Source organism: Prochlorococcus marinus XMU1402, assembly GCF_017696205.1.
GTDB lineage: Bacteria > Cyanobacteriota > Cyanobacteriia > PCC-6307 > Cyanobiaceae > Prochlorococcus_A > Prochlorococcus_A marinus_AC.
Map to the genome: position 1 here is coordinate 664106 of NZ_JAAORD010000001.1, position 23436 is coordinate 687541.

At 30.1% G+C, this 23436-nt stretch carries 40 protein-coding genes and 1 other RNA gene; 19 read left to right on the forward strand and 22 right to left on the reverse strand.

Features of this window, described 5'->3' with window-relative positions:
• Nucleotides 1-4: 4 nt before the first annotated feature.
• Complete coding sequence (locus HA141_RS03715) at nt 5-802, reverse strand: TPM domain-containing protein (RefSeq protein WP_209117018.1); 798 nt, start codon at nt 800-802, stop codon at nt 5-7.
• Nucleotides 803-833: 31 nt separating this feature from the next.
• Here HA141_RS03715 and HA141_RS03720 point away from each other — a divergent pair, with 31 nt between their 5' ends.
• Complete coding sequence (locus HA141_RS03720) at nt 834-2024, forward strand: SAM-dependent methyltransferase (RefSeq protein ID WP_209117020.1); 1191 nt, start codon at nt 834-836, stop codon at nt 2022-2024.
• Here the strand turns inward: HA141_RS03720 and aroB are convergent.
• A complete protein-coding gene (gene aroB / locus HA141_RS03725) occupies nt 2021-3112 on the reverse strand; it encodes a 3-dehydroquinate synthase (protein WP_209117022.1) in 1092 nt (363 codons plus the stop codon). The two genes, HA141_RS03720 and aroB, sit on opposite strands and share 4 nt — an antisense overlap.
• A 125-nt stretch (nt 3113-3237) precedes the next feature.
• Between aroB and HA141_RS03730 the strand changes: the two genes are divergently transcribed.
• The 5 genes from HA141_RS03730 (at nt 3238) to HA141_RS03750 (ending at nt 5368) form a co-directional block, all read left to right on the forward strand.
• Complete coding sequence (locus HA141_RS03730; RefSeq protein WP_209117024.1) at nt 3238-4428, forward strand: 5-(carboxyamino)imidazole ribonucleotide synthase; 1191 nt, start codon at nt 3238-3240, stop codon at nt 4426-4428.
• A 17-nt stretch (nt 4429-4445) separates the two neighbouring features.
• A non-coding RNA gene (ssrS, locus tag HA141_RS03735) (6S RNA) lies at nt 4446-4630 on the forward strand.
• A 159-nt stretch (nt 4631-4789) separates the two neighbouring features.
• Nucleotides 4790-5089: a DUF1651 domain-containing protein gene (locus tag HA141_RS03740; protein ID WP_209117026.1), complete on the forward strand. Its 300-nt coding sequence runs from the start codon at nt 4790-4792 to the stop codon at nt 5087-5089.
• Complete coding sequence (locus HA141_RS03745) at nt 5086-5226, forward strand: hypothetical protein (protein WP_209117028.1); 141 nt, start codon at nt 5086-5088, stop codon at nt 5224-5226. The genes HA141_RS03740 and HA141_RS03745 overlap by 4 nt, the downstream gene beginning before the upstream one ends.
• Entirely contained in the window at nt 5216-5368 is a 153-nt protein-coding gene (locus tag HA141_RS03750) for a hypothetical protein (protein ID WP_011862727.1), read from the forward strand. The genes HA141_RS03745 and HA141_RS03750 overlap by 11 nt, the downstream gene beginning before the upstream one ends.
• A gap of 123 nt (nt 5369-5491) precedes the next feature.
• Here the strand turns inward: HA141_RS03750 and HA141_RS03755 are convergent, their stop codons facing one another.
• From HA141_RS03755 to HA141_RS03770, 4 genes are all read right to left on the reverse strand, one after another.
• A complete protein-coding gene (locus HA141_RS03755; protein ID WP_209117030.1) occupies nt 5492-6241 on the reverse strand; it encodes an NAD-dependent DNA ligase in 750 nt (249 codons plus the stop codon).
• Nucleotides 6242-6448, reverse strand: coding sequence for a hypothetical protein (locus tag HA141_RS03760; protein WP_209117032.1), 207 nt, complete (start codon nt 6446-6448; stop codon nt 6242-6244).
• Between the two features lie 31 nt (nt 6449-6479).
• On the reverse strand, nt 6480-6737 hold the full coding sequence (locus HA141_RS03765) for a Notch domain-containing protein (protein ID WP_209117034.1): 258 nt from the start codon (nt 6735-6737) through the stop codon (nt 6480-6482).
• 84 nt (nt 6738-6821) lie between these two features.
• Nucleotides 6822-7043 (reverse strand): hypothetical protein, encoded by a 222-nt coding sequence (locus HA141_RS03770; RefSeq protein WP_209117036.1) that lies wholly within the window; start codon nt 7041-7043, stop codon nt 6822-6824.
• A gap of 192 nt (nt 7044-7235) precedes the next feature.
• Here HA141_RS03770 and HA141_RS03775 point away from each other — a divergent pair, with 192 nt between their 5' ends.
• Both HA141_RS03775 and HA141_RS03780 read left to right on the forward strand, forming a co-directional pair.
• Nucleotides 7236-7526: a DUF1651 domain-containing protein gene (locus HA141_RS03775; protein ID WP_209117038.1), complete on the forward strand. Its 291-nt coding sequence runs from the start codon at nt 7236-7238 to the stop codon at nt 7524-7526.
• Nucleotides 7527-7528: 2 nt separating this feature from the next.
• Nucleotides 7529-7762, forward strand: a complete 234-nt coding sequence (locus tag HA141_RS03780) for a hypothetical protein (protein WP_209117040.1) — start codon at nt 7529-7531, stop codon at nt 7760-7762.
• A 496-nt stretch (nt 7763-8258) separates the two neighbouring features.
• Here HA141_RS03780 and HA141_RS03785 read toward each other — a convergent pair whose 3' ends face one another.
• The 8 genes from HA141_RS03785 to HA141_RS03820 all read right to left on the reverse strand — a co-directional run bounded on the left by HA141_RS03785 (nt 8259) and on the right by HA141_RS03820 (nt 10845).
• On the reverse strand, nt 8259-8441 hold the full coding sequence (locus HA141_RS03785) for a hypothetical protein (protein ID WP_209117043.1): 183 nt from the start codon (nt 8439-8441) through the stop codon (nt 8259-8261).
• A 6-nt stretch (nt 8442-8447) separates the two neighbouring features.
• Entirely contained in the window at nt 8448-8723 is a 276-nt protein-coding gene (locus tag HA141_RS03790; RefSeq protein ID WP_245157270.1) for a hypothetical protein, read from the reverse strand.
• Nucleotides 8724-8739: 16 nt separating this feature from the next.
• Nucleotides 8740-8994 (reverse strand): chlorophyll a/b-binding protein, encoded by a 255-nt coding sequence (locus HA141_RS03795; RefSeq protein WP_209117045.1) that lies wholly within the window; start codon nt 8992-8994, stop codon nt 8740-8742.
• A gap of 519 nt (nt 8995-9513) precedes the next feature.
• On the reverse strand, nt 9514-9696 hold the full coding sequence (locus HA141_RS03800) for a hypothetical protein (protein ID WP_209117047.1): 183 nt from the start codon (nt 9694-9696) through the stop codon (nt 9514-9516).
• A 99-nt stretch (nt 9697-9795) separates the two neighbouring features.
• On the reverse strand, nt 9796-10008 hold the full coding sequence (locus HA141_RS03805; RefSeq protein WP_079293997.1) for a TIGR02450 family Trp-rich protein: 213 nt from the start codon (nt 10006-10008) through the stop codon (nt 9796-9798).
• Between the two features lie 181 nt (nt 10009-10189).
• Nucleotides 10190-10399 carry a hypothetical protein gene (locus HA141_RS03810; protein ID WP_209117049.1) on the reverse strand — a complete coding sequence of 70 codons (210 nt, stop codon included), beginning with the start codon at nt 10397-10399 and terminating at the stop codon, nt 10190-10192.
• Nucleotides 10389-10580 (reverse strand): hypothetical protein, encoded by a 192-nt coding sequence (locus HA141_RS03815; RefSeq protein WP_209117051.1) that lies wholly within the window; start codon nt 10578-10580, stop codon nt 10389-10391. The genes HA141_RS03810 and HA141_RS03815 overlap by 11 nt, the downstream gene beginning before the upstream one ends.
• A 58-nt stretch (nt 10581-10638) precedes the next feature.
• Complete coding sequence (locus tag HA141_RS03820; RefSeq protein ID WP_209117053.1) at nt 10639-10845, reverse strand: hypothetical protein; 207 nt, start codon at nt 10843-10845, stop codon at nt 10639-10641.
• A gap of 174 nt (nt 10846-11019) precedes the next feature.
• Between HA141_RS03820 and HA141_RS03825 the strand changes: the two genes are divergently transcribed.
• On the forward strand, nt 11020-11685 hold the full coding sequence (locus HA141_RS03825; RefSeq protein WP_209117055.1) for an SDR family oxidoreductase: 666 nt from the start codon (nt 11020-11022) through the stop codon (nt 11683-11685).
• Nucleotides 11686-12217: 532 nt separating this feature from the next.
• On the opposite strand, the gene HA141_RS03830 is transcribed toward HA141_RS03825, so the two are convergent.
• The 5 genes from HA141_RS03830 to HA141_RS09680 all read right to left on the reverse strand — a co-directional run bounded on the left by HA141_RS03830 (nt 12218) and on the right by HA141_RS09680 (nt 13640).
• Nucleotides 12218-12472, reverse strand: coding sequence for a hypothetical protein (locus HA141_RS03830; RefSeq protein WP_209117057.1), 255 nt, complete (start codon nt 12470-12472; stop codon nt 12218-12220).
• Nucleotides 12472-12699: a hypothetical protein gene (locus HA141_RS03835; protein WP_209117059.1), complete on the reverse strand. Its 228-nt coding sequence runs from the start codon at nt 12697-12699 to the stop codon at nt 12472-12474. Before HA141_RS03835 ends, HA141_RS03830 begins: the two co-directional genes overlap by 1 nt.
• A 92-nt stretch (nt 12700-12791) precedes the next feature.
• The gene (locus tag HA141_RS03840) at nt 12792-12947 is read right to left on the reverse strand and encodes a hypothetical protein (protein WP_198025609.1); all 156 of its coding nucleotides are present in this window, start codon (nt 12945-12947) and stop codon (nt 12792-12794) included.
• A 17-nt stretch (nt 12948-12964) separates the two neighbouring features.
• Entirely contained in the window at nt 12965-13216 is a 252-nt protein-coding gene (locus tag HA141_RS03845; RefSeq protein WP_209117925.1) for a molecular chaperone DnaJ, read from the reverse strand.
• Between the two features lie 298 nt (nt 13217-13514).
• Nucleotides 13515-13640, reverse strand: a complete 126-nt coding sequence (locus HA141_RS09680) for a hypothetical protein (RefSeq protein ID WP_257472671.1) — start codon at nt 13638-13640, stop codon at nt 13515-13517.
• A 531-nt stretch (nt 13641-14171) separates the two neighbouring features.
• On the opposite strand from HA141_RS09680, the gene HA141_RS03850 reads away from it, so the two are divergent.
• Both HA141_RS03850 and HA141_RS03855 read left to right on the forward strand, forming a co-directional pair.
• Nucleotides 14172-14408, forward strand: coding sequence for a hypothetical protein (locus HA141_RS03850; RefSeq protein ID WP_025890625.1), 237 nt, complete (start codon nt 14172-14174; stop codon nt 14406-14408).
• A gap of 21 nt (nt 14409-14429) precedes the next feature.
• A complete protein-coding gene (locus HA141_RS03855) occupies nt 14430-14672 on the forward strand; it encodes a hypothetical protein (RefSeq protein WP_209117061.1) in 243 nt (80 codons plus the stop codon).
• A gap of 20 nt (nt 14673-14692) precedes the next feature.
• Here HA141_RS03855 and HA141_RS03860 read toward each other — a convergent pair whose 3' ends face one another.
• Nucleotides 14693-14887 (reverse strand): hypothetical protein, encoded by a 195-nt coding sequence (locus tag HA141_RS03860; protein WP_032520682.1) that lies wholly within the window; start codon nt 14885-14887, stop codon nt 14693-14695.
• Between the two features lie 95 nt (nt 14888-14982).
• Nucleotides 14983-15294 (reverse strand): DUF3303 domain-containing protein, encoded by a 312-nt coding sequence (locus HA141_RS03865; protein WP_011818215.1) that lies wholly within the window; start codon nt 15292-15294, stop codon nt 14983-14985.
• A 283-nt stretch (nt 15295-15577) separates the two neighbouring features.
• Here HA141_RS03865 and HA141_RS03870 point away from each other — a divergent pair, with 283 nt between their 5' ends.
• From HA141_RS03870 to HA141_RS03895, 7 genes are all read left to right on the forward strand, one after another.
• Entirely contained in the window at nt 15578-15961 is a 384-nt protein-coding gene (locus HA141_RS03870; protein ID WP_209117063.1) for a DUP family protein, read from the forward strand.
• A gap of 355 nt (nt 15962-16316) precedes the next feature.
• Nucleotides 16317-16670, forward strand: a complete 354-nt coding sequence (locus HA141_RS03875) for a DUF1499 domain-containing protein (protein WP_025922294.1) — start codon at nt 16317-16319, stop codon at nt 16668-16670.
• A 77-nt stretch (nt 16671-16747) separates the two neighbouring features.
• A complete protein-coding gene (locus tag HA141_RS09685) occupies nt 16748-16879 on the forward strand; it encodes a hypothetical protein (protein ID WP_011818220.1) in 132 nt (43 codons plus the stop codon).
• A 184-nt stretch (nt 16880-17063) separates the two neighbouring features.
• A complete protein-coding gene (locus HA141_RS03880; RefSeq protein WP_209117065.1) occupies nt 17064-18119 on the forward strand; it encodes a potassium channel family protein in 1056 nt (351 codons plus the stop codon).
• A 54-nt stretch (nt 18120-18173) separates the two neighbouring features.
• The gene (locus HA141_RS03885; protein WP_209117068.1) at nt 18174-18527 is read left to right on the forward strand and encodes a c-type cytochrome; all 354 of its coding nucleotides are present in this window, start codon (nt 18174-18176) and stop codon (nt 18525-18527) included.
• A 194-nt stretch (nt 18528-18721) separates the two neighbouring features.
• Entirely contained in the window at nt 18722-19450 is a 729-nt protein-coding gene (locus HA141_RS03890) for a response regulator transcription factor (protein WP_209117070.1), read from the forward strand.
• A 2-nt stretch (nt 19451-19452) separates the two neighbouring features.
• Nucleotides 19453-20601, forward strand: a complete 1149-nt coding sequence (locus HA141_RS03895; RefSeq protein WP_245157271.1) for a sensor histidine kinase — start codon at nt 19453-19455, stop codon at nt 20599-20601.
• A 121-nt stretch (nt 20602-20722) separates the two neighbouring features.
• On the opposite strand, the gene HA141_RS03900 is transcribed toward HA141_RS03895, so the two are convergent.
• A complete protein-coding gene (locus HA141_RS03900; RefSeq protein WP_209117074.1) occupies nt 20723-22081 on the reverse strand; it encodes a carbohydrate porin in 1359 nt (452 codons plus the stop codon).
• Nucleotides 22082-22420: 339 nt separating this feature from the next.
• Here HA141_RS03900 and pstS point away from each other — a divergent pair, with 339 nt between their 5' ends.
• Entirely contained in the window at nt 22421-23392 is a 972-nt protein-coding gene (pstS, locus tag HA141_RS03905) for a phosphate ABC transporter substrate-binding protein PstS (protein WP_209117076.1), read from the forward strand.
• The last annotated feature ends 44 nt before the right edge of the window (nt 23393-23436 follow it).

A 23436-nucleotide genomic window follows, 5' to 3' on the forward strand; every position in this document is an offset into this window, starting at 1 on the left:
TATTTTAAGTATTTTTGGGCTTTTCATATCTTGAAAATAATGTTTGAGACAAGATATAACCTGCAATTCCTGCGGCTGTAAAAGCTAAACCATTTTTAAATAAAGGTAACAAATCATTTGTTCTGGATATTATCGGTGCCAAACCAAAAATTCCAAATAACATTCCCCATAAGGGAGAAAGAAGAGCTAAGAATCCAATTGATATGACTTGCCCTTCTTTTCTTGGAGCAGATGCGAAACCTGCTACTAGCCCTCCAAGAATAGATGTACATAAAGTCCATATATATTGCTCTTTGGGCAGTCCAGGGACAACTTGACATCCTCCTCTTTCAAGGCAAATCTTTACTGAATCAATTGCATCTAATACTGCACCATCCTCACCGTGATCTTTAACATAATATTGGTTGCCAAATCTTGTTTGAAGTTCGACCCAGAATAACCTTGGCATAAAATTAAAATAAGCCTCCCCGACGTTAAAATTCAGTAAATTACCTCCTCTAGGATCTGCAACTATCAACAAACTTGTCTCATCTAAATCCCAATAGTCTTTTATTGCGCTACCAGGAGAACTCTCAAACTGAGATAAATATTTAATTTTCCACCCACTTTCAATTTCTAGATTGTTGAGCTTTTCCTCTAAAGATTTTTTCTGATTAGGGCTTAATGTTTTAGCTAAATCAATTACTGGTGTTTTTTCTTCTGGTAAGAGATTTGGATTATTTATAGCGAAAACGGGTTTATGTGAAATTAAAACTAATATAGATAGAAATATTCCTAATAAATAGTTAATCTTTGAAAGCATAAATAAGTTTTGTCTCTTTATATTTTCGCCGATGAATAGCTTACCCGCGAATAATCCAGATTGGTTAGTAAAAAAAATAATAAAAATGGGCGGGACTATGAGTTTTTATGACTTTATGAATTTTGCTTTAAATGATCCTATTAATGGTTATTACGGTAGCGGTAAAGCTGAGTTAGGCGTTCGAGGAGATTTTGTGACATCACCTTCTTTATCAGATGATTTTGCTTTTTTGGTTGGTAAACAAATAGAAGATTGGTTGATTCAGTTCAAAAGTAGTTTTTTATCTAATAAGAAATTAGCTTTAATTGAATTTGGAGCTGGAGATGGAAGCTTTATGAGTGGATTAATTAAATATTTTTTAGAAAACAGCAAGAATTTTTTAGAAGAAGTTTCTTTTGTAATTATTGAACCTAATGAAGGGATGGTAGAAAAACAAAAGAATAAATTGGAGGAATTTTTGAACTTAGGTATTGATATTTTATGGAAAGGTTTGGATGAAGTAGAGGAAAATAATATAAATGGAATAGTTCTAGCAAATGAGGTTTTGGATGCTTTGCCAGTAGAGAGAATAACCTTCTCAAAAGGAAAATTACTTCGACAAGCAGTTTCTATAGACAAAAAATCTCATAAATTATATTTTGATGAAATGCAAATCACGAGTGAATTGAGAAAAAGTATTGAACTTGCTAAAAGTGAGTTGGGCATCACTATTCCACCTGAAGATGCTTCTGAAGGATGGACGACAGAATGGCATGTAGATAACTCAAAATGGTTAGAAGCTATTTATGGGAAAATCAATAATGGTATTTTATTGATAATTGATTACGCTAAAGAAGCCAAAAAATACTACACCTCTAAGAATTCTGATGGGACGATAGTTTCTTATCAAAATCAAAAAATGACGAATAATGTCCTAGATTCTCCTGGAAATTGCGATTTAACATCTCATGTGTGCATAGAAACTTTAATTAATGATGCTGAGACTCTTGGATTTGATACTGTCGGAATAACTAAACAAGGAGAGGCTTTGTTGACACTTGGATTGGCAGAGAGACTTTATGGGATTCAGAAAGAAATTAAAGAGGATTTATCAAATGCCCTTCTAAGAAGAGAGGCATTACTTAGACTCGTTGATCCTGTTTGTTTAGGTGATTTTAAGTGGTTTGTTTTTAAAAAGTTTAATGAGAAGAAAATGAATATAAATTCAACCTGTTTGCGTTAAGAAAAAAACTTTAAAAATAATGAATCTTCTACGTCATCATATATATCAACAGCACCAATTTCTTTCGGTAATATAAATCTCATTTTGCCATTACGAACTTTTTTATCGCCCATAAGTATTGTTAGAACGTCTTCTTTATTTATTTTTGGGATCTCGGTAGGAAGATCATAACTCTTCAAAAGATTCTTCTGTCTCTCTAATTCTTCTTTAGACCATAACCCTTTCTCAATTGCTATTTCCCCGGCAATATTCATACCAATTGATATTGCCTCACCATGTAGAAATTTGCCGTATCCACATAAATTTTCAATAACGTGACCAAAAGAATGACCATAATTCAATATTGCCCTAACACCATTTTCATGTTCGTCTTGAGAAACAATATGAGACTTTGTTTTAATTGAACTATTAATTATTTTAATTAGATATTCATTTTTGAGATTTATAAGTTCAATTTTGTTTTTTTCAATTTCTAAGTATTCGAAAAGTTCTTTATCTCTTATTATTCCGTATTTTATTACTTCGGCCATGCCTGCACTAAATTCTCTTTTGGGCAAACTTTTTAAAGTTTCTGGATCAATAAAAACTGCTTTAGGTTGATTGAAAGCCCCAATTAAATTCTTACCTTTTGGATGATTTACTCCTGTTTTTCCTCCTACAGATGAATCAACCATTGATAATAATGTTGTTGGAATCTGAATATATTCGATACCTCTCAGCCAAGTCGCAGCTGCAAAACCGCTTACGTCTCCAACAATTCCTCCTCCAAGGGCAATAATTATTGAATTTCTATCTAAGCCAGATTCAAAGGCTACATCATATATCTCACTTAAGGTTTTTAAGTTTTTATATGATTCTCCAGCTTTGATAAGGAACATTTCGGCCTGAAATTTATTATCATTTAAATTATTTAAAAATTTTTCTCCATACAAATTTGATATTTCTTCATTTGAAATAACAAGTATTTTTCTATTCTTTGTTATTCCAATTTTTAAAAGTTCTTCGCTGATATTATTCAGTATCCCTGCTTCTAGAGTTACTTCGTATGACTTATCACCTAATGGGACTAATATTTTTTTCTTATTCACAATTGATTACCTAGTTAAAATTTATAAATATTTGGTATTAAATACTTTATATATTAGCAAAATCTAAGCTCTAGATCCTTAAAAATTCAGTTGTTAAGAATTAGAAATGGTAATAAAATCATGCTATGAGTTTTAAAAAAAATATAAACGATATTAAGAAAAATTATTCCTTAGGAATAATTGGAGGTGGTCAACTGGCTTTGATGTTAACTGAGGCAGCAAAAAAAAGAGATCTAGAAGTATGTGTGCAAACAAAATCTTGTGATGATCCTGCTGGTTTAAAAGCAGATCATGTCATAGAAGCTGATCCTTTAAAGATAAGAGGTAATAAATCATTAATTAATGAGTGTGAAAAAATAATTTTTGAAAATGAATGGATAAAAATTGATAAATTAAATTTAATTGGCAATAACGATATTTTTGTTCCAAGCCTTAATGCAATTAAGCCATTAGTAGATAGGTTTTCTCAAAAAAAATTAATAGACAGAATGAATATTCCCTGCCCAAAATGGATAAGTATTGAAGATTTTAAAAATCTCTCGGATGAGGAAATCAATAATTGGACTTTTCCTCTAATGGCAAAATCAAATAAAGGTGGATATGACGGCAAAGGGAACAGAAAATTAAAGACAAAAGAAGATTTAGATTCTTTTTTAACAGAGAATAACTCTAATGAATGGTTAATAGAAGAATGGATAGAGTATGAAAAAGAACTGGCTCTTGTTGGTTCTAGAGATAGGACTGGTAAGATAAGATTCTTTCCAATAGTTGAGACGTTCCAATCAAACCATGTTTGTGATTGGGTTCTTGCACCTGGAACAAATGAATATGATTTGAACTTATTTGCAATAAATATTTTCTCTTCAGTAGTCAATGAACTTAATTACGTTGGAGTTTTAGCTATTGAATTCTTCTATGGAGATAATGGTCTTTTAATTAATGAAATAGCTCCTAGAACACATAACTCAGCTCATTTCTCTATTGAAGCTTGCACTTCAAGTCAGTTTGATCAATATGTTTGTATTTCTTCTGGGATAATGCCACCTGAAATTAAAATGAACTGTGAAGGTGCAATTATGATAAATCTACTGGGGTTAAAAAAGAATTTCCCAATCTCAATGGAAACCAGAATTAAAATGTTATCTGAAATTGAGGGTTCTAATATTCATTGTTATGGCAAATCTCGCGAAATTATGGGAAGAAAAATGGCTCACGTCACATTTTTATTAACAGGTAAAACGCATTCAGAAAGATATGATGAAGCTCAAATTTTATTAACTATGGTAAGAGACATTTGGCCATCTCCAAATGCATAAAAAAATAAGTTAGAGTTAGATTACTGGATCTTTGGTTAAGTTCTTCTTTATGTGCTCTGATCTGACTCTCTTTCGACATGAGGAGACTGTCGTGATGCGGTAGTAAACCGATCTTGTAATCGGAAACGAAAGCCCACTTTGAATCCTCTTCTGGCATTTCCAGGTCGATGCAGCAGAGAACTGACGGGGATCCGGTGTTACCTATCAAAATGCTTGCTAAAACAGGCTTTGGTAGGTATTTTATTTTTTTGGAATAATTTAGCTGTTTTTATTCTCTATCAGTGTAAATAATTTATTTGTCAAAATACTTGACGATTTTTTTAATGTATTTATATTAATAGTACAGATGTATTATTTAGAAATGACTTTAGGAGGAGCTAATGTTTGGACTAATTTTTCTTACGGTTATCGTAATGAGTCCCCAAGTGGTTGGTTGCTTAGCCCAGACCGCAGCAGATTAATTTTATTTATAAGGAATAAAAAATCTCCAAGAAATAGTATAAGAATTTTTGCTCATACATATTATGCAAATAATTTTGGTGAGCCAATGGCAATTAAATCATCCACTCAAATGTATTTGGATAATGCTTGGGATAAATGGCATGACCTTCAATTAGAAGGTTGGACTTTTGAAGAACTTGAATTACCTGAATCTGTATGACTAACTTAAATCCAATCAAAAAGAAATTATCAAAAGTAGATAGAAAGATATCTATGAAAGACCCATCAAAATTATTAGCAGAATTTTTTAATGGTGTTGTAATTGAACTTGATGAAGAATATAAATATGACTCATAAAGAATTGATAGATCAAGTTTCCGCAAATTTATTTAAACAAAGTGGAAAGTTAGAAAGCAGAAGATCTTGGTTGGCAATGAGAAATTATCTTGAACAATTAGATACCGAACAACTTAAATCCATGCTTAAGGACCACGGATGATTTAAAAACTTTATTTAGTTTTTATTTTTTTCTTAATTCTTAGAAAACCGTAAGTTGCAATGCCAACCAAAAACATATCCAAGTAAATATGCCAAGTAGGAAAAATCTGGTGTATTAATTCCATTAACGTTTTATTGCCACTTGCCAATAAGGATAATCTAAATTTGATTTTTCTCTAATCAATTGTAATTTTCTAGAATTTATTTTTACTACTATTCCATCTGTTGGATATTTACTAAAAAGCTTCCCTTCTAGCCATTGTTTTCTAAATACTTCAACTTGGCTCGTAAAGTTGCATGAAATATCCTGAGGGATCGTGAAGCCAAGCTTTGAAAGACTCTTTTTGGACTCATATTGGTTAAGTGTTGAATTAAGTATTTGAAATGCGCTGAAGCTAAGACTTTCAGAAAATCCTTCTTTAGCTCTTAGAAATCTTGAAGCGATTCTCTGGGAGATATTTGGACTTTGGTTAGGTGCATATAATTCACCTCTAACTTGAAGAACTCCTCGTAAAGGGAGATTATTGGGAATGTCTTGGACTTTAATAAGTTTATTAGTAACGTCTGCCCCTTTTCTTGAAATTGCTTTCTCCAAGGTTCCATCCCTATATTGCAAAGCAACAGCACAACCATCAATTTTCGGTTCTATTAATAATTTGGTATCTACTAATAATCCTTTCAAAAATTCATCTATTGAATCCTTTTCTAATGAAGGTAAAACTAGTTTATTTTTCTTTATAAAGTAATCACAATTAGGGTTAGTTCTTAATAAATTTTTTTCAAGTTGGTCGAACTGCTTATCAGAGATTAAAGCATTACCATTTCTATAATTATCGTCATACCATTCAATTCGTTTTTCTAGATAAGTCTTCATTTAATACGATGGCTTAAGTTTTTGGCTAGGTATCCAACTTGGTTTATCTATAATCCATTTTTCTCTATCTTCATATTTAACAGTCCATAAAAGAAATGAAGAAATTTCTTTTAGAGTTATGCCAACCAAATATCTTGTTTTTGGACTTATTAATATAAATCCAAATAATAATATTAATAAAATAAGTTTAAGCATACCTTTAATCATTTAAAAACTCAGCGTAATTTTTGCGAACTTTTTAATTAATGCAATTCTTATAACCTTCAATCTTTGCTAGTTCATCAATATTCAAACCTGCTTCTTTTAGTAAAGTTTCTCGTATATCGTCCTTATTAAATTTAGTTAAAGCTCCTTTAGTAGAGTACTTAATACATTGGTTTTTGTATTTTGCTTCTTTGACAACAGGAAATAAATAAAAACCAAACAAGATAATGAAAGCTCCATAGGTTAGAACTTTTCTGTGGTTTTTCCACCATTCATAAAATTTATTGGACACGAAAAATAAATCACTATTTTCTATTTTAAATTGACTGTCAACAAATTACTTTAGAAATTTAAGGATTGCTTAATTTATTTTTTTTTAATTAATAGATTTAACCCAAGCATAATATCTTGATTTTCTAATCCTTTGCTCTTTCGAGACTAATCTATCCGCTGATTCTAGGGGTGATTCTCCTTTCTCAACTTTTGTTGTAATAGAAATACCAAAACCTTTTGCTTCAATTTTTGCAATGCCGCCCTCTAAAAAAAATAAAAAAGACCAACCTTTGTTCCATCCTAAATAGAAGGGATTTCGATACATTGCATTCTTTTGGAGATACTATTTCAATGGTATTTTCCTTTTCAAGGAGTTACTTGTATTCACTATTACCAAATAAGAAGTTTACGACTGATTATTTCTGGAAAGTAATTTTAGTATTTAAATAATTACAAGAGGAATACTTGACGTCTTCGAGTAGTACATTTATATTAATAGTACAACTGTATTGTATTCATGACTTCAGGAGTCGCTAATGTTCGGACTTATTTTTATCGTGGCAGCCTTATTGACCCCCCAACTGGCTGGTTATTTAACAAAAAAAGTGGTTTATTAATTTTTTTTGAGAGTTATAAGAAATCTCTATCTAATAACTTAAAAGTATATACTCATCTTTTCTATGCAAATGAATTAGGTGAACCAGCCCAAATTAAAAATTCAAGACTTCATTCTATTGAGTGTGCTTGTGAAACATGGAATGAATTAATTTCAGGAGGTTGGCAAATTGTTACTAATAAATTCCAGTAAACATGATCAAGGTAAATCCATCAAAATGGGAATATCTAAAAGAATCTACTCTAAAACGAAAACGAACGAAGATTTGCATTACTTGCAATCACTTTCGCTACAGCACTACAGAAACTTTTGCTACTATCTTGATCTGTCCAAAATACGAAAAACGCATACCACAGGGTGATCATTTACTTAAAGGTTGCGAGTATTGGCAAAAAAATAGGACGATATTGTCTCCTGAAGCATCCTAATTATTCTCTACTTAAACTTCTCTAGGTAGAGATATTTAATTATGTAAACAAAGCATTATTTTATACAACTTAAAAATTTTTTTTTAAGTAATTTTGGAATATGATTCAGCTCTATTTTTCCATATTTTTATTAGTTGTGCTTACATTTTTTGCACTTTTATTAGATGCACCAGAATTGGCTTCTTTAATTCAAACATTTTAGAAAATCATAAATCAGCATTTTTACTGATTTACGTTCTTTATAAGTAAGTCGTAGGTTTAACTTGTTGAATAGGAGGGATCTAATGATTGACAGTCCACCAGAGGAGTTAAATTATAAAATTTAAATCTAGATAAAACTTAAGCTAAATCTGGAATGGATCTTCTATTTGAGATTCATTCCTTTTTAATTTTTTTCTAAAAAAGTGTAAATTATAAAAATTAAATTTTAAATTAAAAAATCTGTTCATATTAAAATGATTTGATGCCTAAGACTTTTCTTAGAAAGTGGCTAACATTACCTGAATCCAAAGCCATTTTTTTGTTTTTCCTTTTCTTCCCATTCATTCATAATTAGTTTTAGTAAACTTCTTATTTCTAAATTCGAAGCATCTGTATCTTTTTGAAGTTTTATACAAATATTTTTAATTTCCTCAAAGGAATTATCGATTAGTATTGTTTTTTGGTCTGGATTAGCCATTGAATTTTATAAAGCTCCATTACAGTTAAAACCACTGCAGTTAATGATACTAAAAATGTTCATTATGAAATTATGAAATCTCTCATCAAAAAAAAATGCCCAAGTCGTAAAAATTGCAAAACTAGAAACAGCAAAAGCAGCATATTGTAGCCAATGTATTCCGTAGCTGTCTATTCCATTTTTATCAAAATTAGATTTACTCAAAAGTTTTATTCTTATAATAAAAATTTTTTTTTTAAAAGGAGAGTTTGTTTTGAACGAAAGACTTATTTCATCTTCCATCTTTGATATATTGTTCTTAAATAAATCCCGGAATTATCCAACCAAAAAAACCGTAGTTAATAATTAAAGCTAAAAAACCAATCATAGCTAATCTGCCATTTGTTATTTCGGCATTTTTCCAAAATTTACCCATATAGTTTGTGATTTTTTTCGATTTTTTATCTATCAAATAATTTGGTTCTAAAGGTTCCTGTAACCTTTTGATAGTGTATAAAGAGAATTGGATTGTAATTGCGATGATAACAACTATAAAACTAGTAAGAGCATCCATGTTTTAATTTCATTTGTGATCAATAACTATCCAAAAAGTAAATGACGTTTGTATGTATCAAACATTTCCTTATTTCTGCTTGTTTGACAGAGGAAAACCTTAACTTGAATTATTAACTAATGTAACATATTTAAAAAAAATTAGTATGAATTCTTACTATTTCTTTGGAATTCACATTTTTATAGCCTTTAATGTTACATTTATGTATCTGTTATACTTAAGGATTAGTCATAACTGAATTAAAAAATTAGTTTCAAAGTCTTATTTATCCAAGCTAGATGGACTATTGAAAATTTTTTTAATAGGAATATATTTTCAATATTATTTATTTAAATTAATTTTTTTTAGCTAGAAATTATTACTTTTGTTTAATTTCTGGAAGGTAAAATTTATTCCCTAGTGTATAACCAATTGACATGAGTACGAACCCAATAAGTTGAGGTAAATGAGAATTTGCTAGAGAGATTTTTTCAATCATTTCTCAATCCATAAAACATCATAATAATAAAAAAATTTTAATTATGTAAATTTATTTTTTTTTGATTCTTTAATTTCTCCAGATTTTTTTAGTGAATTAACAAGTCTTTCTTTTTCTGTTTTTAAATTTTCTAATGCAGATTTTGTGAATTGTTCTTTAGCCTCAAATTTTGCTGAACTTATAACTTTTTTATTAGGAAGTTTTTTCTTCGGTTCTGGCTTCATATTAAAAAAACTTTTTAAAAATTTTAGAAGTTATTTTTTTTGTATTAGGTATTATTTTTTACAGTTTTCTGGTTAATAATAATTGTTTACATAAACAAATTAATCTTTATCTTTTGGGAGCCTTAACCATCCAGTAGTCCATTCTGATTTTAGTTTTGCCCATGAGATTCTTTTAATATCTTTTTTATTTTTGGTAGGAAAAATATCAACCCATCTATCTTCATTTTTACCACCATAAGCTTTAACTTGAAAATGCCTATTACCATTAATAGTTTTTGGTGATGTCCAACAAAGAGTAGGAGGCCATTTCATGAGAAGTTTTTAAAAGTTAAAAAAACTAAAGGTTGCTTTGCCCAGTCAAAACTAAACTGTAATATGCGATCATACCAAGGATAAGTACAATATCTAGTATTCTGATGAGCATGCTTTATTATTTTAAATTCAAATTTTATTAAAGAAGTTTTATAAATTTGAGTTGAAGATTTAATATTTTCTAATTTTTCTTTTTGTTATTTCTAACTATCGAGTGGCAAGATTCAGGATGGTATTCATTCTGAATCTTGCCAATGAAATCATAAATAAATGAATCGGGACATCCAGTTTCTTTTTGAAGTTCCGAAAGTTCTTCTTTAATGAATTCATATACACTCGTTATTACCCCTAAATTTTCTTCTTGGGAGGGAGCCCATTTTTTATTCTCCATTAATAATTTTTAAATTATTTTCCACAATATCGTAATAGGTTATGTCTCCATAATCAGCATCTGAACAACATAAATCTCCATATAGTTCCTCTAACAAATCGTACGCATCTGAATACTTATCAAAACTTTGAGCTGTTAATTCGTCATCTTTCCCATCAATTCTAATTATTTTGTAGGTCATATTTTACTTAGATGCAAAAAGTATTTTTGATTCATTAGATCATCTTAAAATAAAAATCTTATTTAGGAGTATTAGTTGGGTAAAGCTTCTGAATTTTATTTTTCTGAATTTCTATTTTTCTTCTTTCATATTTTTTTTCCATTATTTTTCTGATAAATAATTGTGGGATAAGCCAAACTAACGCAATAGCTATGGCCATGAAAGCAGGATTTCTCCACGTTAACCTAATAATCTGCTGTATAAATTCTTGATTGAAAATTTCCATTTATTAAATTTTGATGATAAAAATATCTTTGCTTTCTTTTATAAAATCTTTTAAAGTTCTTTAACCATAATAACCTTAAAAAATCTAATAAGGAATTTTATAAATTTTTTCTTTTTCTCGTTCGTTTTCTTTTATATTTGGGTTTAGATTAATTTTTTATTTTTTAATTTAGAGATGTCTACTTATCTAATTACAGGATCAAATAGGGGTATTGGATTAGAACTATGTAGGCAAATTCATAAGAGGGGAGATAATGTAATTGCAACGTGTAGGAAAGCTTCAAAAGAACTTAGAGATTTAGGTGTGAGAATTGAAGAGAATATAGAAATTTCTTCTAATGAGTCGATAACAAATTTGTGTAAAAAACTATCTGGAGTTAATTTAGATTGCTTAATTCATAATGCAGGAATTTATGAATTTAATTCTTTCGAAAACTTAGATAAAAAAAGTATTTTGCGGCAATTTGAAGTTAATGCATTGAGCCCAATATGTATGACCCAATCACTTAAACACCTTTTAAAAAGATCTTCTAAAGTTGCTTTTATCACAAGTAGAATGGGATCTATTGAAGATAATTCATCTGGAAGTTCTTATGGTTACAGGATGTCTAAGGTAGCCTTGTCAATGGCAGCAAAATCACTTTCCATAGATTTATCAAGAGAAGATATTTATGTAGCTATTTTGCATCCTGGGTTAGTGTGTACAAGAATGACTGGCTTTACACGAAATGGAATTAGTCCTGAAGAATCAGCAAATGGCCTTTTAAAACGTGTAGATTCTTTAAATAAAAATAACTCGGGTACTTTTTGGCATGCCAACGGAGAAGTTTTGCCTTGGTAAAATCTATATTTTTATTTTTAAAAGATTTATATCGTTAATTTGTTAAAAAACTTTTAAATTTTTAACGAATTTCTTTCCTTGTTTAATTCTTTTAGTTATGTTTAGAAAAATATTAGTAAAGGAGGTGATTCATTGTCGTATCTACCGAAAAATGCGGTTATCAAAGGGACCGTGAATTCAGTATCTTCATCACATTCATCGGTCTCTTTTTCTTTAATTAAGAAAAAAGGTTTTATCATCAATAGATTTATATAAATAAATCATTTAATAATCAAAAGCTCTGCATCTCCAGTAGTTGCAGAGTTTTTTTATGAATTAAAATGGTCTTTCAAAATGTTCCCTATCTTTTTTGACCGAAGTAAATTAGTGCCAAAAAAGATAAAGTACTTACCAAAGCGATTAAGTACCATCCAGTTGAGGAGTTGCTAGTTACTTCGGTCATTTATTTGGATTTATCGGAGGAATTGATTATTTGAGTGAAAATCACAATTGATATCATTAAAAAAACTAAAAGTATGTAAGTTAGGTTCATTTATAGAAAAATGCTAATTATCAAAAAGATTATTCCTAGAACTACCGTAACAATTGCTCCATCAACTAATAGGTCTTTCCATGTATAACTTTTAAGCATCCTTTCTTTATCTTCTTCACTCATAAGGTTTTTTAACCACGTCCAATCTAAAAGCTGTGTCAATGCAACACCAAAAATTAAATGACCAATCAAAATACCAATTAGATCAATTCTAGAAATATCTTTAGTGAGACTTGTAATAATAAAAAAGTCCACTAACTTTTTTCTTTTTTAGATAAGGCTCCACCTTCTTCTTTGTATTTTTCCCAGGCTTCACTTATTTTTGCTTTAGAGAAGGTTTGTTTCCCCTCAGAGAATTTATTTTTGAGATTATTAAAACTATTTGTCAGCTCTTTTTTTGTTGGTTCATCAAGAAAGTTTGATGTTAATTTCCACAAGTACCAGCTACTAGCTAGTAGAAGAATTAATCCCAGTAATTGCATATTGGTTTTTTACTATGCTACAACTTTTTAAATGGTTTCGATAAATAAATTTATTTAATACCTTAATAATTTTTTTTGAGACTAATAAAAAATTAAAATTTTAACCAGTGGAAAAATATTCTATCCAGAAACCAAATAGTTAATCCCCCTTCTAAGAAAGCTAGCCAGTACATACCATAATCTGAAAACCCCATTTGTTCTTTGACTGTCTTAATTAATTTTTTATGAGCTTGAATGAGATCTTTCATTAATAAATAAAATTGTTTTAAAGCTGCTGAATTTCTTGAACTAAAAAACCCTTCCCATAGCAAGATAGACACGTTTTAGTCTCATCTAATGAAATTCTCAGAAAACCTGCTCCTTTACATCTGAAGCAATTTACTTTAGAAGTTGAGTAAAGTTTTGACTTGATTTTAGCAGCACGGTTTAAATAGGAAACAGTTTCTTTACGACCGTTTGCTTTGGCAGCTTTGTTTAAAAGCTTTTTGTAGTTGACTTTAAGTTCTTGAGTATTCATCTTTAAACTGAAACTAGTTTCCAAATATAGGTAAAAGAAGCAATAAATAATTAAAATAAGCCCTATGAATTTACCGTTTATATTTCTAATCTGATCTCATATTGAGATTAAATTAATATAACGGATATTTTTTTTTAATGTTTATTGGGGAGTACTATTTTTTTTATTTTTAACAGAAAATTTATATTTAATGAACTAATATTAAATCTTAAAAAGATGATTAATTGTTGTATTTAGCAGAACAAATTTTAAATAAAAGAGATTTATTGTAAAAATATCATTTTGGTAAACCAGGAGATTATCCAGCCTTTTTAAGACTTTTAACTAAAAAATCATTCTCGTTAGTAAGTAAATCAAACTTTGATTTCTTAAGTTTTTCTTTGATTTCAGTAGTCGGATTTTTTTTAAATTTGTTGTTATTCATAAATTTAAAAATCAATCTAAAAAAATGACAAAAACAATCCTACTTATCATTAAAACAAAATGTGGCTATATTTTTTAAAAAAGAGAAAATATTTTATTTTGCACATAGAAGATTTAATTTAATCAACATATTGTGGAAAACCCTGTTGAAAAACACTAAAAAAGTGGATAACTCTCGGGGAGCATGATCAAAACAAGCTTTTCTGGAATACTTTTTAAGTATTAATACTTCATCAAGAAAAGTTTAAATATAGTTTAAAATGCACCAAAACCTATTGTCATAACTGTGGGATCATTACTTTTATATTTATAAAAAGGATTTTATCTAGAAACTAGTGTTGAGAAAAAAATAATAAATTTATTTTTGAATGATGTATCAAATTGACAAATAAAGTTAAGAAAAATAAAAGGAAACTTGAATTTTTGAAAATTTGTCTCACCTGTTTAAATTAAGTCTTGATTCGGTTTTCTCTATGGCAACACTTCCCAAATAAGATTAATCAAATAGGTTTGTATGAGTTAAAAATTTAACATGACAGAAGAAAAAAAGGATTCAAAAAAATGTTCTGGAAAGAAAAACATTATGTTTGCCTATGGTTTTATACAACTTGGTTCTAGTTTTGTATCTGCAATAGCTTTAGCTGCGATTGCTTTTGGATTCTGTTCAGTAAAAAAAGAGTCTAAACTTTTTAATAAATGTGTTGCCGAAATTATTGAAGATGGTGGTACTAATTCAGAGGCGGTAAGGTATTGCAATGGTGGCAATTAAAATTCTCTCACAGAAAAATAAATGGATTCGACAAGTGATTTGATTATCGACTCTTTAAAAGAGGAGCCAATTGGAGAAACTGATCACTTTATTTGGTTCATAACAGATATTGGTATCGCCGCCCTATTTAAAAGAGAGCAAAAATATGAAATTTATAGTTCAAATGTCGAAATTGAGGCAAACAAAATTGCTCTGGATATAACTAAGGAAGAAAAAGAGTACCTCAAAATAAAAGAGAAACAGCTTTTCTTGTTTTATTCATGATCTAGGATTTAATTCTTGATTTAGTAAGATGGCTCAAGATTAAAGGCCGGCTCCATAATATTGTTTTCACTAATTAATTCGTAGGTTAGCTCTTTATTTAGGGCATTTATATAAGATGTATAAAGTTTTCCCCAAACAAATTCAAATTCATCTTTACTTAAATTCTTGAAAAGAATTTCTCCTTTGAAGTAAATGTGATAAGAATCATTCATCATGGAAAGTAAATCTTATCCTTTTTAACGCAGTGATATATGTATGTAGTATTATGTGCTACTAAAGAGAAATTTAAATTTAGAACTTAGAAATACTTTTAGACTATCCGTGTATTCATTTTTTGTTTTTTGAATAATCCGACTGTCTCATCAAGATCCATACACGGCTGAATACTTATATCCATTAACCTTCTCCAGGGATGCCATTGCTTCCATATTGTTTCAAGAGAATCGGCACTCACTACAGAATGTCCAATCCCATTTTGAACCATAAAAATCCATGAATGAACCTCATAGTTTTCAGGTCGGTTTTGGGGACCACCTGATTCATACCAATTAATTAGCATTTCTGCCCCTTCTTCTTGATCCTCACCATCTGTAAATTCGTAGGAAATCAAATACCTTTGCATATAGATTATTATTAAAATCTCTAAACTATTTTAACTCTAGATTTTGATATTGCCTCCCAATTTAATTAATGCTATGAAGTTTATAGAAGTGATTGTTTTAAATGACAGAAAGACTTGGGAAAATTAAAAAAAATATTTTGACTAATTTATCATTTATAAATAAGACAATCTCGAAGTATTTTCAAAATCATGATCTGTTCGTATAGCTTCAGTTAACAGATAAAATTTGATACTTTTTAAAATACCTTAAATTAGTTACCATATTTGTATTGTATAGATACCAATGATAAATAAAAAGGATCTAAGGGATCCAATTGATAATTTAGAGTATGAAAAAGTTCTAGAAGAAGAAATAATTAATTCGTACGAAAGTAAATTTCAGAAAGATACTGAAGGAAATAGTAAAAAGATTAAATTTTACAGACTTAAAAGAACTCCATTAGAAGTATTAAATAGGTTATTTTTCTTTTTCTTTATTGGAAGTTTTCTTTTCTCTTTGTTTTTAGCTTATTCAGAGAGTAAGTTATGGTTCGTATTTTATGTAATAAGTGCATTATCTTGTGTTTCTTATACCCCTAATAGAAAAGCACTTAAAGAATTAATAGCAGCTTGGCCAAATATAGAGGATCTCATTAAAGGGAGGAGTTTGTGGAAAAAAGGCAAGTAAAAAGATTATGAAACCGTTAAATTCATTTAAAAAGTGGTTATTAAATATTCTTGTGCCATACATTGAGGGCACCAACAAGAAAAAAGAGGATAGAAAATGAGTCTAATAAAGATTGGAATTATTGTTGAAATATTTTTGTTCGTAGGAGTTTTTTTTTGGGTTAGGAAACTAACTAGTAAAAAAGATAGGCAACCATATCTATCAAAAAAAACAATTAAAAATCTCAAATTTTAGAATTTTGATCACAAAATAAGGAATCTTTGTAAAGAGATCAAATTTATTGGAAAATTCTTCACTTTTTTCCTCTCACTTTGTGTCCGAAATCGGTTAGAACATCTATATCGTTTTTAAAAATATGGTTTCCTCCATTCAAGGTCTTGCTCCAATAACTAATCCATTAAATAGTGTCTTAATAGAAAAGAAACTAATAAATGTTGATCAAAAGTTCATTCAACTTGTTTCTCTGGCAGAAGGATTACCTCGTACAGAAGTCATTGAGAGTGGGAGGAATTATTGGAGAGGTGTTTGTAGGAGCTTAATTTTTAGATTTCCTGATGACCTTGAAATTTTAAAGCTTGATGTAAGAAGTTATGTAGATAGATCAAAAGGAATTATTCAGATAAGATCTGCAGCAAGATTAGGGCAATCAGATTTAGGTGTAAATCTTAGAAGAGTGGAATACTTGTTTAATCAATTAGAGAAATTTTAATTAATCTATTTTTTATAAATTTAAGGTTCTTTTTACTAAATAGTTGTGCTTTAATTCATAAGAATATTTGAATTGCCATGGTAAAAATAATCTTAGTTGGAATTATTGTCGCGCTTGTATATTCTCAACCTGACCTTCGTCTTACAGTTGCTGATTGGTTAAAAGCAGCTTCTGATTTTCTTATTGAATCGGTACAAGTAAAACCTTAAATTAATTCTTAATGAAGCATTAAAAAAGACCTGAGATAGTAATCATTTGTTTAATGCATATAGCTAAGAAAATAAATATTATTATCCTGCTTAATATGTATTTCACTTAAACAAATAAATAGTTTTAAGAACATAATAGAAAAAATTTTTTGAAATTTTTGAATAGTTAACGATAATAAGGGATATGAAGCTTAGATTATTTGAGTTCTATTTTATTAAAGACTATTTGAGGCCTTGGTTTGGTCTTATTTATTCTTTATTCTTTCTGTTTTTTTTAGGTGCAATTGGCTATCGAATAACAGAGGGATGGGAATGGAGTGATTGCTTATGGATGGTTCTGATCACAATAACCACAATTGGTTTTGGAGAAGTTCAACCTTTAAGTCCTGAAGGCAGGATCGTAACTGTTTTAATAATTGTTGGCGGATTGATCTTTATTCAATTTACTTTTCAAAAAGCTGTAAGATTATTCGAATCCGGCTATTTTCAAAGAGTAAACGAATTACGTTTTAAAAGAATTCTTAGAAAAATGGAAAATCATGTAATTTTGTGCGGGTATGGGAGAGTAGGTCAGGAAATATCTAACCAAATAAAAACACAAAATATTCCTATTATCGTTGTTGAGAGTGACGAAGATAGAAAAAAGATTGCTGAAGAAAATGGTTTAGAAGTGCTTTGTGCTGATGCGACTCTTGATGAGACTTTAAAATTGGCAGGATTAGAAAAATGCAAAAGTTTGGTTGTTACCTTACCTAATGACGCTGCAAATTTATATGTTGTTTTAAGTGCTAAAGGGATAAGAAGTTCTATAAGAGTAATAGCAAGAGCAGGAACTGAAGAGGCCGCAAGTAAATTGAGATTAGCTGGAGCAAGTATAGTTGTAAGCCCTTATATCGCAGCAGGAAGAGCAATGGCATCAATGGCTTTAAGACCTATTGCTATTGATTTTCTTGATCTACTTGCAGGAAGTGAATGTGAGATTGAAGAATTTGAATTAAGTAATGATATTAGTCTTTTTGAAACTGCAGAGAAAAGATCACTTTCTGAACTTGGAATAGGTAAAAAAAGCGGGGCAAAAATTTTGGCTATAAAAGAGAACGAAAAATTATTTACTAACCCTGGCGGTAATTTTATACTTCAGCCAGGTCAGGTATTAATAGCATTTGGTAGTAAAGAACAACTAAATATTTTGAACGGATTATTAGGTAATCTTGTCGTAGCAGTAGAGCTATTAAAATAAATAAATCGAGATTCAGAATTAATTGCTAAATTGATTTTGGTTGGAATAAATTAAATGAAAATATTTAAATTTCTATTCGTTATTCCTGTAATAACTTTAATTATTATTTTTCAAACCTCTTTGCAAAACAGATATCTAATGGCTTCTGATATTAGAAATGGAGAAACAATTTTTAGAAATGTTTGTGCAGGCTGCCATGTAAGAGGTGGATCAGTAGTTCTTAAAGGATCCAAATCATTAAAACTTTCCGACCTTGAAAAAAGAGGAATAGCAGATGTAAATTCAATAACAATTATTGCCAATGAAGGTATTGGTTTTATGAGGGGTTATAAAAATAAATTGAAGGATGGAGAGGATAAGGTTCTTGCACAATGGATCATTCAAAATGCAGAAAAAGGTTGGGAGTAGATGAAAAGTTTGCTTCTTTAATATGTTTGTGTGAGGAAAATTAAAGAAGCATTTTTATATTAAATAAACAGGTTTAAGGACAAATTAAAAAGCAAATAAGATCAAATAAAAAATAAGCATTGAATGTAAAGTAAATATGAAATAATTACATCAAATAAATTTGATTATATAAAATTAATTTGTTGGGTTTTTAAATGACTATTAAAGATCATAAAAGTTTGCAAGACTCAAAAATTCTTCTTGTAGAGGATGATAAGAGTATTAGGCTGACAGTATGTGAATCATTGAAAGGCGAAGGTTTTCAAGTGTTAACTTTTAAGGATGGTTTAAGTGCCTCAAAATTTATTGACGATAATACTAGAAATGATATAGACCTTATAATTCTTGACGTGATGTTGCCAGGGCTTAATGGATTAGAGTTATGCAGAAAAATAAGAAATGAAGAAAATTATACACCTATATTAATTTTGAGTGCTAAAGATAATGAATCAGACCGGGTTCTTGGATTAGAGGTTGGTGCTGATGATTATTTAACAAAACCTTTTGGTTTAAATGAATTAATTGCCAGATCAAGAGCATTAATAAGAAGATCTAAACGTAATAAGAAATATATAGACAAAAGACAAACCATCATTGAGTTTAATCATATAAAAATGTTTTTAGAAGAATGCAGAGTAACTTCTTTTGATAGGGAAATAACTTTATCTCCAAAAGAATTTAAATTATTAGAGTTATTTATGAAAAGTCCAAAAAGGGTATGGTCAAGGGATTTAATTCTTGAAAAAATATGGGAAATTGACTTTATTGGTGATACTAAAACAGTAGATGTTCATGTTAGATGGCTTAGAGAAAAATTAGAAGAAGATCCCTCAGCGCCAAAACTTCTGAAAACTGTAAGAGGTTTTGGATATAAGTTTGGGTGAAAATGAAAACACTTCAAGAGGTATTAATTTTATTTTATAAGAAATGGAAAAATAAGGTTAAAGGATTTTCAAAAAATAATAAAAATATTGAATCAACTAAAAAAAAGAACCAACAAATTTTTGATTTTCCATTTGATAAAGTTAAACCACAGCAACTTTTGTCTTGGTTAGATTATTCATCTCAAGGATGGATGATTTTGTCATCTGATCTAACAATAAAATTTATCAATCAGAAAGCTTTATCTCTCATTAAGTTTATTAAATATAAAGACGTTATTGGAAAAGCAATTAATGATATTAATGAGCTCGACGTAGTAAGAAATAAAATTCTATATTCTAGAAAAAAAGATTTCCCAATCAGCCTAGATTGCGCCATTTCGGGGGAACCCATTTCTGTAAATATTGTTAGAGCAAGGAAGAAAAATTATTTAATATTGCTAGAGAGTAAATTATCAATCGAATCCATAAAAAAAAGACAGAATCAATTAATCAATGATGTGTCTCATGAACTGAAAACACCTCTTACATCTCTTATTTTAATAGGCGAAAGATTGGAAGCAGTAGTATCAAAGAAAGATAAATATCTTGTTAAAAGACTTAAGAAAGAATCTAAAAGACTAAGAAAAATGGTCGAAGAGACTTTAGAGCTTTCCAAGTTAGAAAGTAGCGAATCTTTTAATAAAAACAAAAAAATATCTATTTCAGATTTAATAATGGAATCTTGGCAAACCTTAAAACCTCTTGCAGAAAAGAAAGATGTAAAAATAAATTTACTGATACCAACAAAATATTTTATATCTGCAGATATTGAAAATTTAAAAAGAGCTTTTATAAATATTTTGGATAATGCTATTCGTTATTCCCCAGCTAATGAAGAAATTCAAATTGAAATTTTCAAAAGAGATAGTTCTGTTGTTATAAGAGTTAGAGATAAAGGTATTGGATTAGAAGAAAATGAATTTAATGATATTTTTTCTCGTTTTTATAGAGGTGATCCATCAAGGACTAAATTCAAGAAAAGCGGAAGTGGTTTAGGTCTTTCAATAACAAAAAAAATAATCAATAACAATAAAGGTTTTATAAAGGCTTTTAATCATAAGGATGGTGGAGCAATTATAGAAGTTATCTTCCCATTGACGGAAGAATTTTGAGATTTATGTAAAAATTATTTGATTGTTTTTAATACATTCACAACCTTTTTTTGTTGAAATAAAAAAGCCTGCAATTTTGCAGGCTTTAGATATGCGTAGAATTTTAAGAACTTCGATAAGACTAGAACTTGAATGAAGTCTTAACCATTACACCAGTCATATCATCTGTATTTGCAGCTGATACATCCTTTGCGAAAACTAATGGAGTAATTGTCATACCATCGTTTATTTGGTAGGAGTAGTATGCCTCATACATGTACTGAGCGTCTGTATCTTCAACAGTGTTAACTCTTGTACCCATTCCGATTCCAAGCTCACCAGGTCCAACTTCAGGCCATGTTAGTCCAACGAAGAAGTTTGATAATCCGTCGTTGTTACCAACAACACTACCATCTTCACCAGCTTCGTAACCAACACTTATTGAAGGAAGTCCTTCAGAATCAGGAGTGTAGTAAGCATTAAGAGCAACGAATGAATCAACCTCCATGTTGTCATTAACTGGAGCTCCATCTTCAGTAACAGCGTAAGTTGCTGAAACACCATAGTTATCACCTGTATAAGCGAAGTTAATACCATAAGCATCAACACCTTCTTCGTTAGCTATGTCATTTTCGTCACCAGCCCAACCTACAGCAGCAGTTAAACCGTTACCGAAGTCATATTCAGCACCTATGTATGCGCCATCATTATCAACGTCGCCGTTAGGTGTACCACACTCATCAAGAGTGTCACCAGGTGTTCCGTAAGTGCAAGCCTTGGTGAACAATTTACCACCACCTATGTCATCACCAACCATAACTGTTGTCTTATCACCAAGTGGGAATTTATAAGAGATCTCGTCAAGTCTTAAAGCTTCACCAGCTATAGTGTCTCCACCAAACTCATCAATACCTGGCGCGTCAGAATTACCAGTATCGAATTTAATTTCAAGATTATCTTCACCAGTGAAACTTGTAGTTAATTTCATGCCGAAGTCATAACCTGCTCCTAAGTTGTCATCACGATCGTTACCACCGTCATCGTCATAACTGATACCAGCGAAGAAGTTAGCACCGAATGACGCCGTTGTAGTTTCTGAGAAACTTGCAGCTTCAATTCCATTAACACGAGCTTCGAGGCCATCCACTCTTCCTTTCATAATTGCTAACTCAGAACCAAGTTCATCACTTAACCTGTCTATTGCAGCTTCATTCATCAAGCCTTCACCGCCTGCAATTAGATTATTTAATTCAGCAGCAGCTTCTAAACGAGAGACAGAGTTACCATTGAATCTTGGACTATTTGTAAGATCCTTTAAAGAATCGTAAGCCCAATCTCCTGGAAATAAAGTATCAGATTTGAAATCACTTAAAGATACTAGATTGTTAGAGTTTGAATAATCGCTAAGATCATATGTATTGACCTCAGCAGCATTTACTGCAAATCCTGAAGCAATTGAAATGATTGCAGGAGCAGCAATTAATTTTTGAAAAAGTTTCATAAACCTCAACACGTAAAAATGGATATTGATCCAAACTTATGAGAACGAATTCAGGTTAAGAAACGGATAAGAAATAAAGTAAAAAGGTAAATTTAAAAAGAACTTAAACTGCTCTTAAAGTAAATAAAAAAAATTTTTTAATTTTCTCGTACAAAAGTTAAAAATTAACCTAATTTTATTTTTAAATATTTTCAAAACCAAACGAAAAAGCTCTAATCAAGATTTAGTTTAAGTAATGGTTAAGAACTAATTAATTTAAAGATAAACTTTAAATTAAAGAGTATTTGTTTTCATGTTAAGTGCTATAAATATGTTGTCTTTCGTTAATTCATGAAATCAATGAACATAGCTAAGAAAGCTTTGGTCTTTACTTCTGTAGTTGCCATTGCTGCTGGCACAAGTGTTTCGGCAAAAACAAGATTAAGTGGTGCTGGAGCATCATTTCCTGCCAAAATTTACACTCGATGGTTTTTTGATCTAGCAAAATCTGGCGGCCCAAGAGTTAATTATCAAGCTGTCGGCTCTGGTTCTGGAAGAAAAGCATTTATTGATCAGACTGTAAACTTTGGTGCTTCTGATGATCCCATGAAAGATAAAGATATAGCAAAAGTTACTAGAGGACTAGTACAGATACCTATGGTTGGAGGTACTATTGCATTCGGTTATAACTACGACTGTGATTTGAAACTTTCCCAAGAAAAAGCAGTACAAGTTGCTATGGGAATGATTAAAGATTGGAAAGAATTAGGTTGTAAACCAGGGAAATTGACTTGGACCCATCGTTCTGATGGATCAGGTACAACTAAAGCCTTTACAAACTCCATGGAAGCGTTTTCAAGAACTTGGACTTTAGGAACTGGTAAATCAGTTAAGTGGCCGGCAGGTGTTGGTGCAAAAGGTAATTCTGGTGTCGCTGGAGTTATACAAAACACTCCTGGCGCAATTGGTTATGTTAACCAGTCTTATATAAAAGGTAATGTTAAAGCTGCTGCACTTCAGAATCTTTCTGGAGAATATGTAAAGCCTACAGTTGAGGCAGGAGCAAAAGCTCTTAATGGCATTACTTTAGATGAAAATCTTGCGGGTAAAAATCCTAATCCAACTGCAAAAGGAGCATATCCTATAGCTTCATTAACGTGGATACTTGCCTATGAAGAAGGTAATGGTAGAAACACTAAAGCTATCAAACAAGCCTTTAATACATTGTTAAGTGATGAGTATCAAGATAAAGCTCCATCACTAGGATTTGTCCCTTTGAAAGGCGATATTCTTGAGAAATCAAGAGCTGCTGTAAAAAGAATCGGTAAATAAATCGTAAGACAAACATTTAAATGGGGGAATTTATTTCCTCCTTT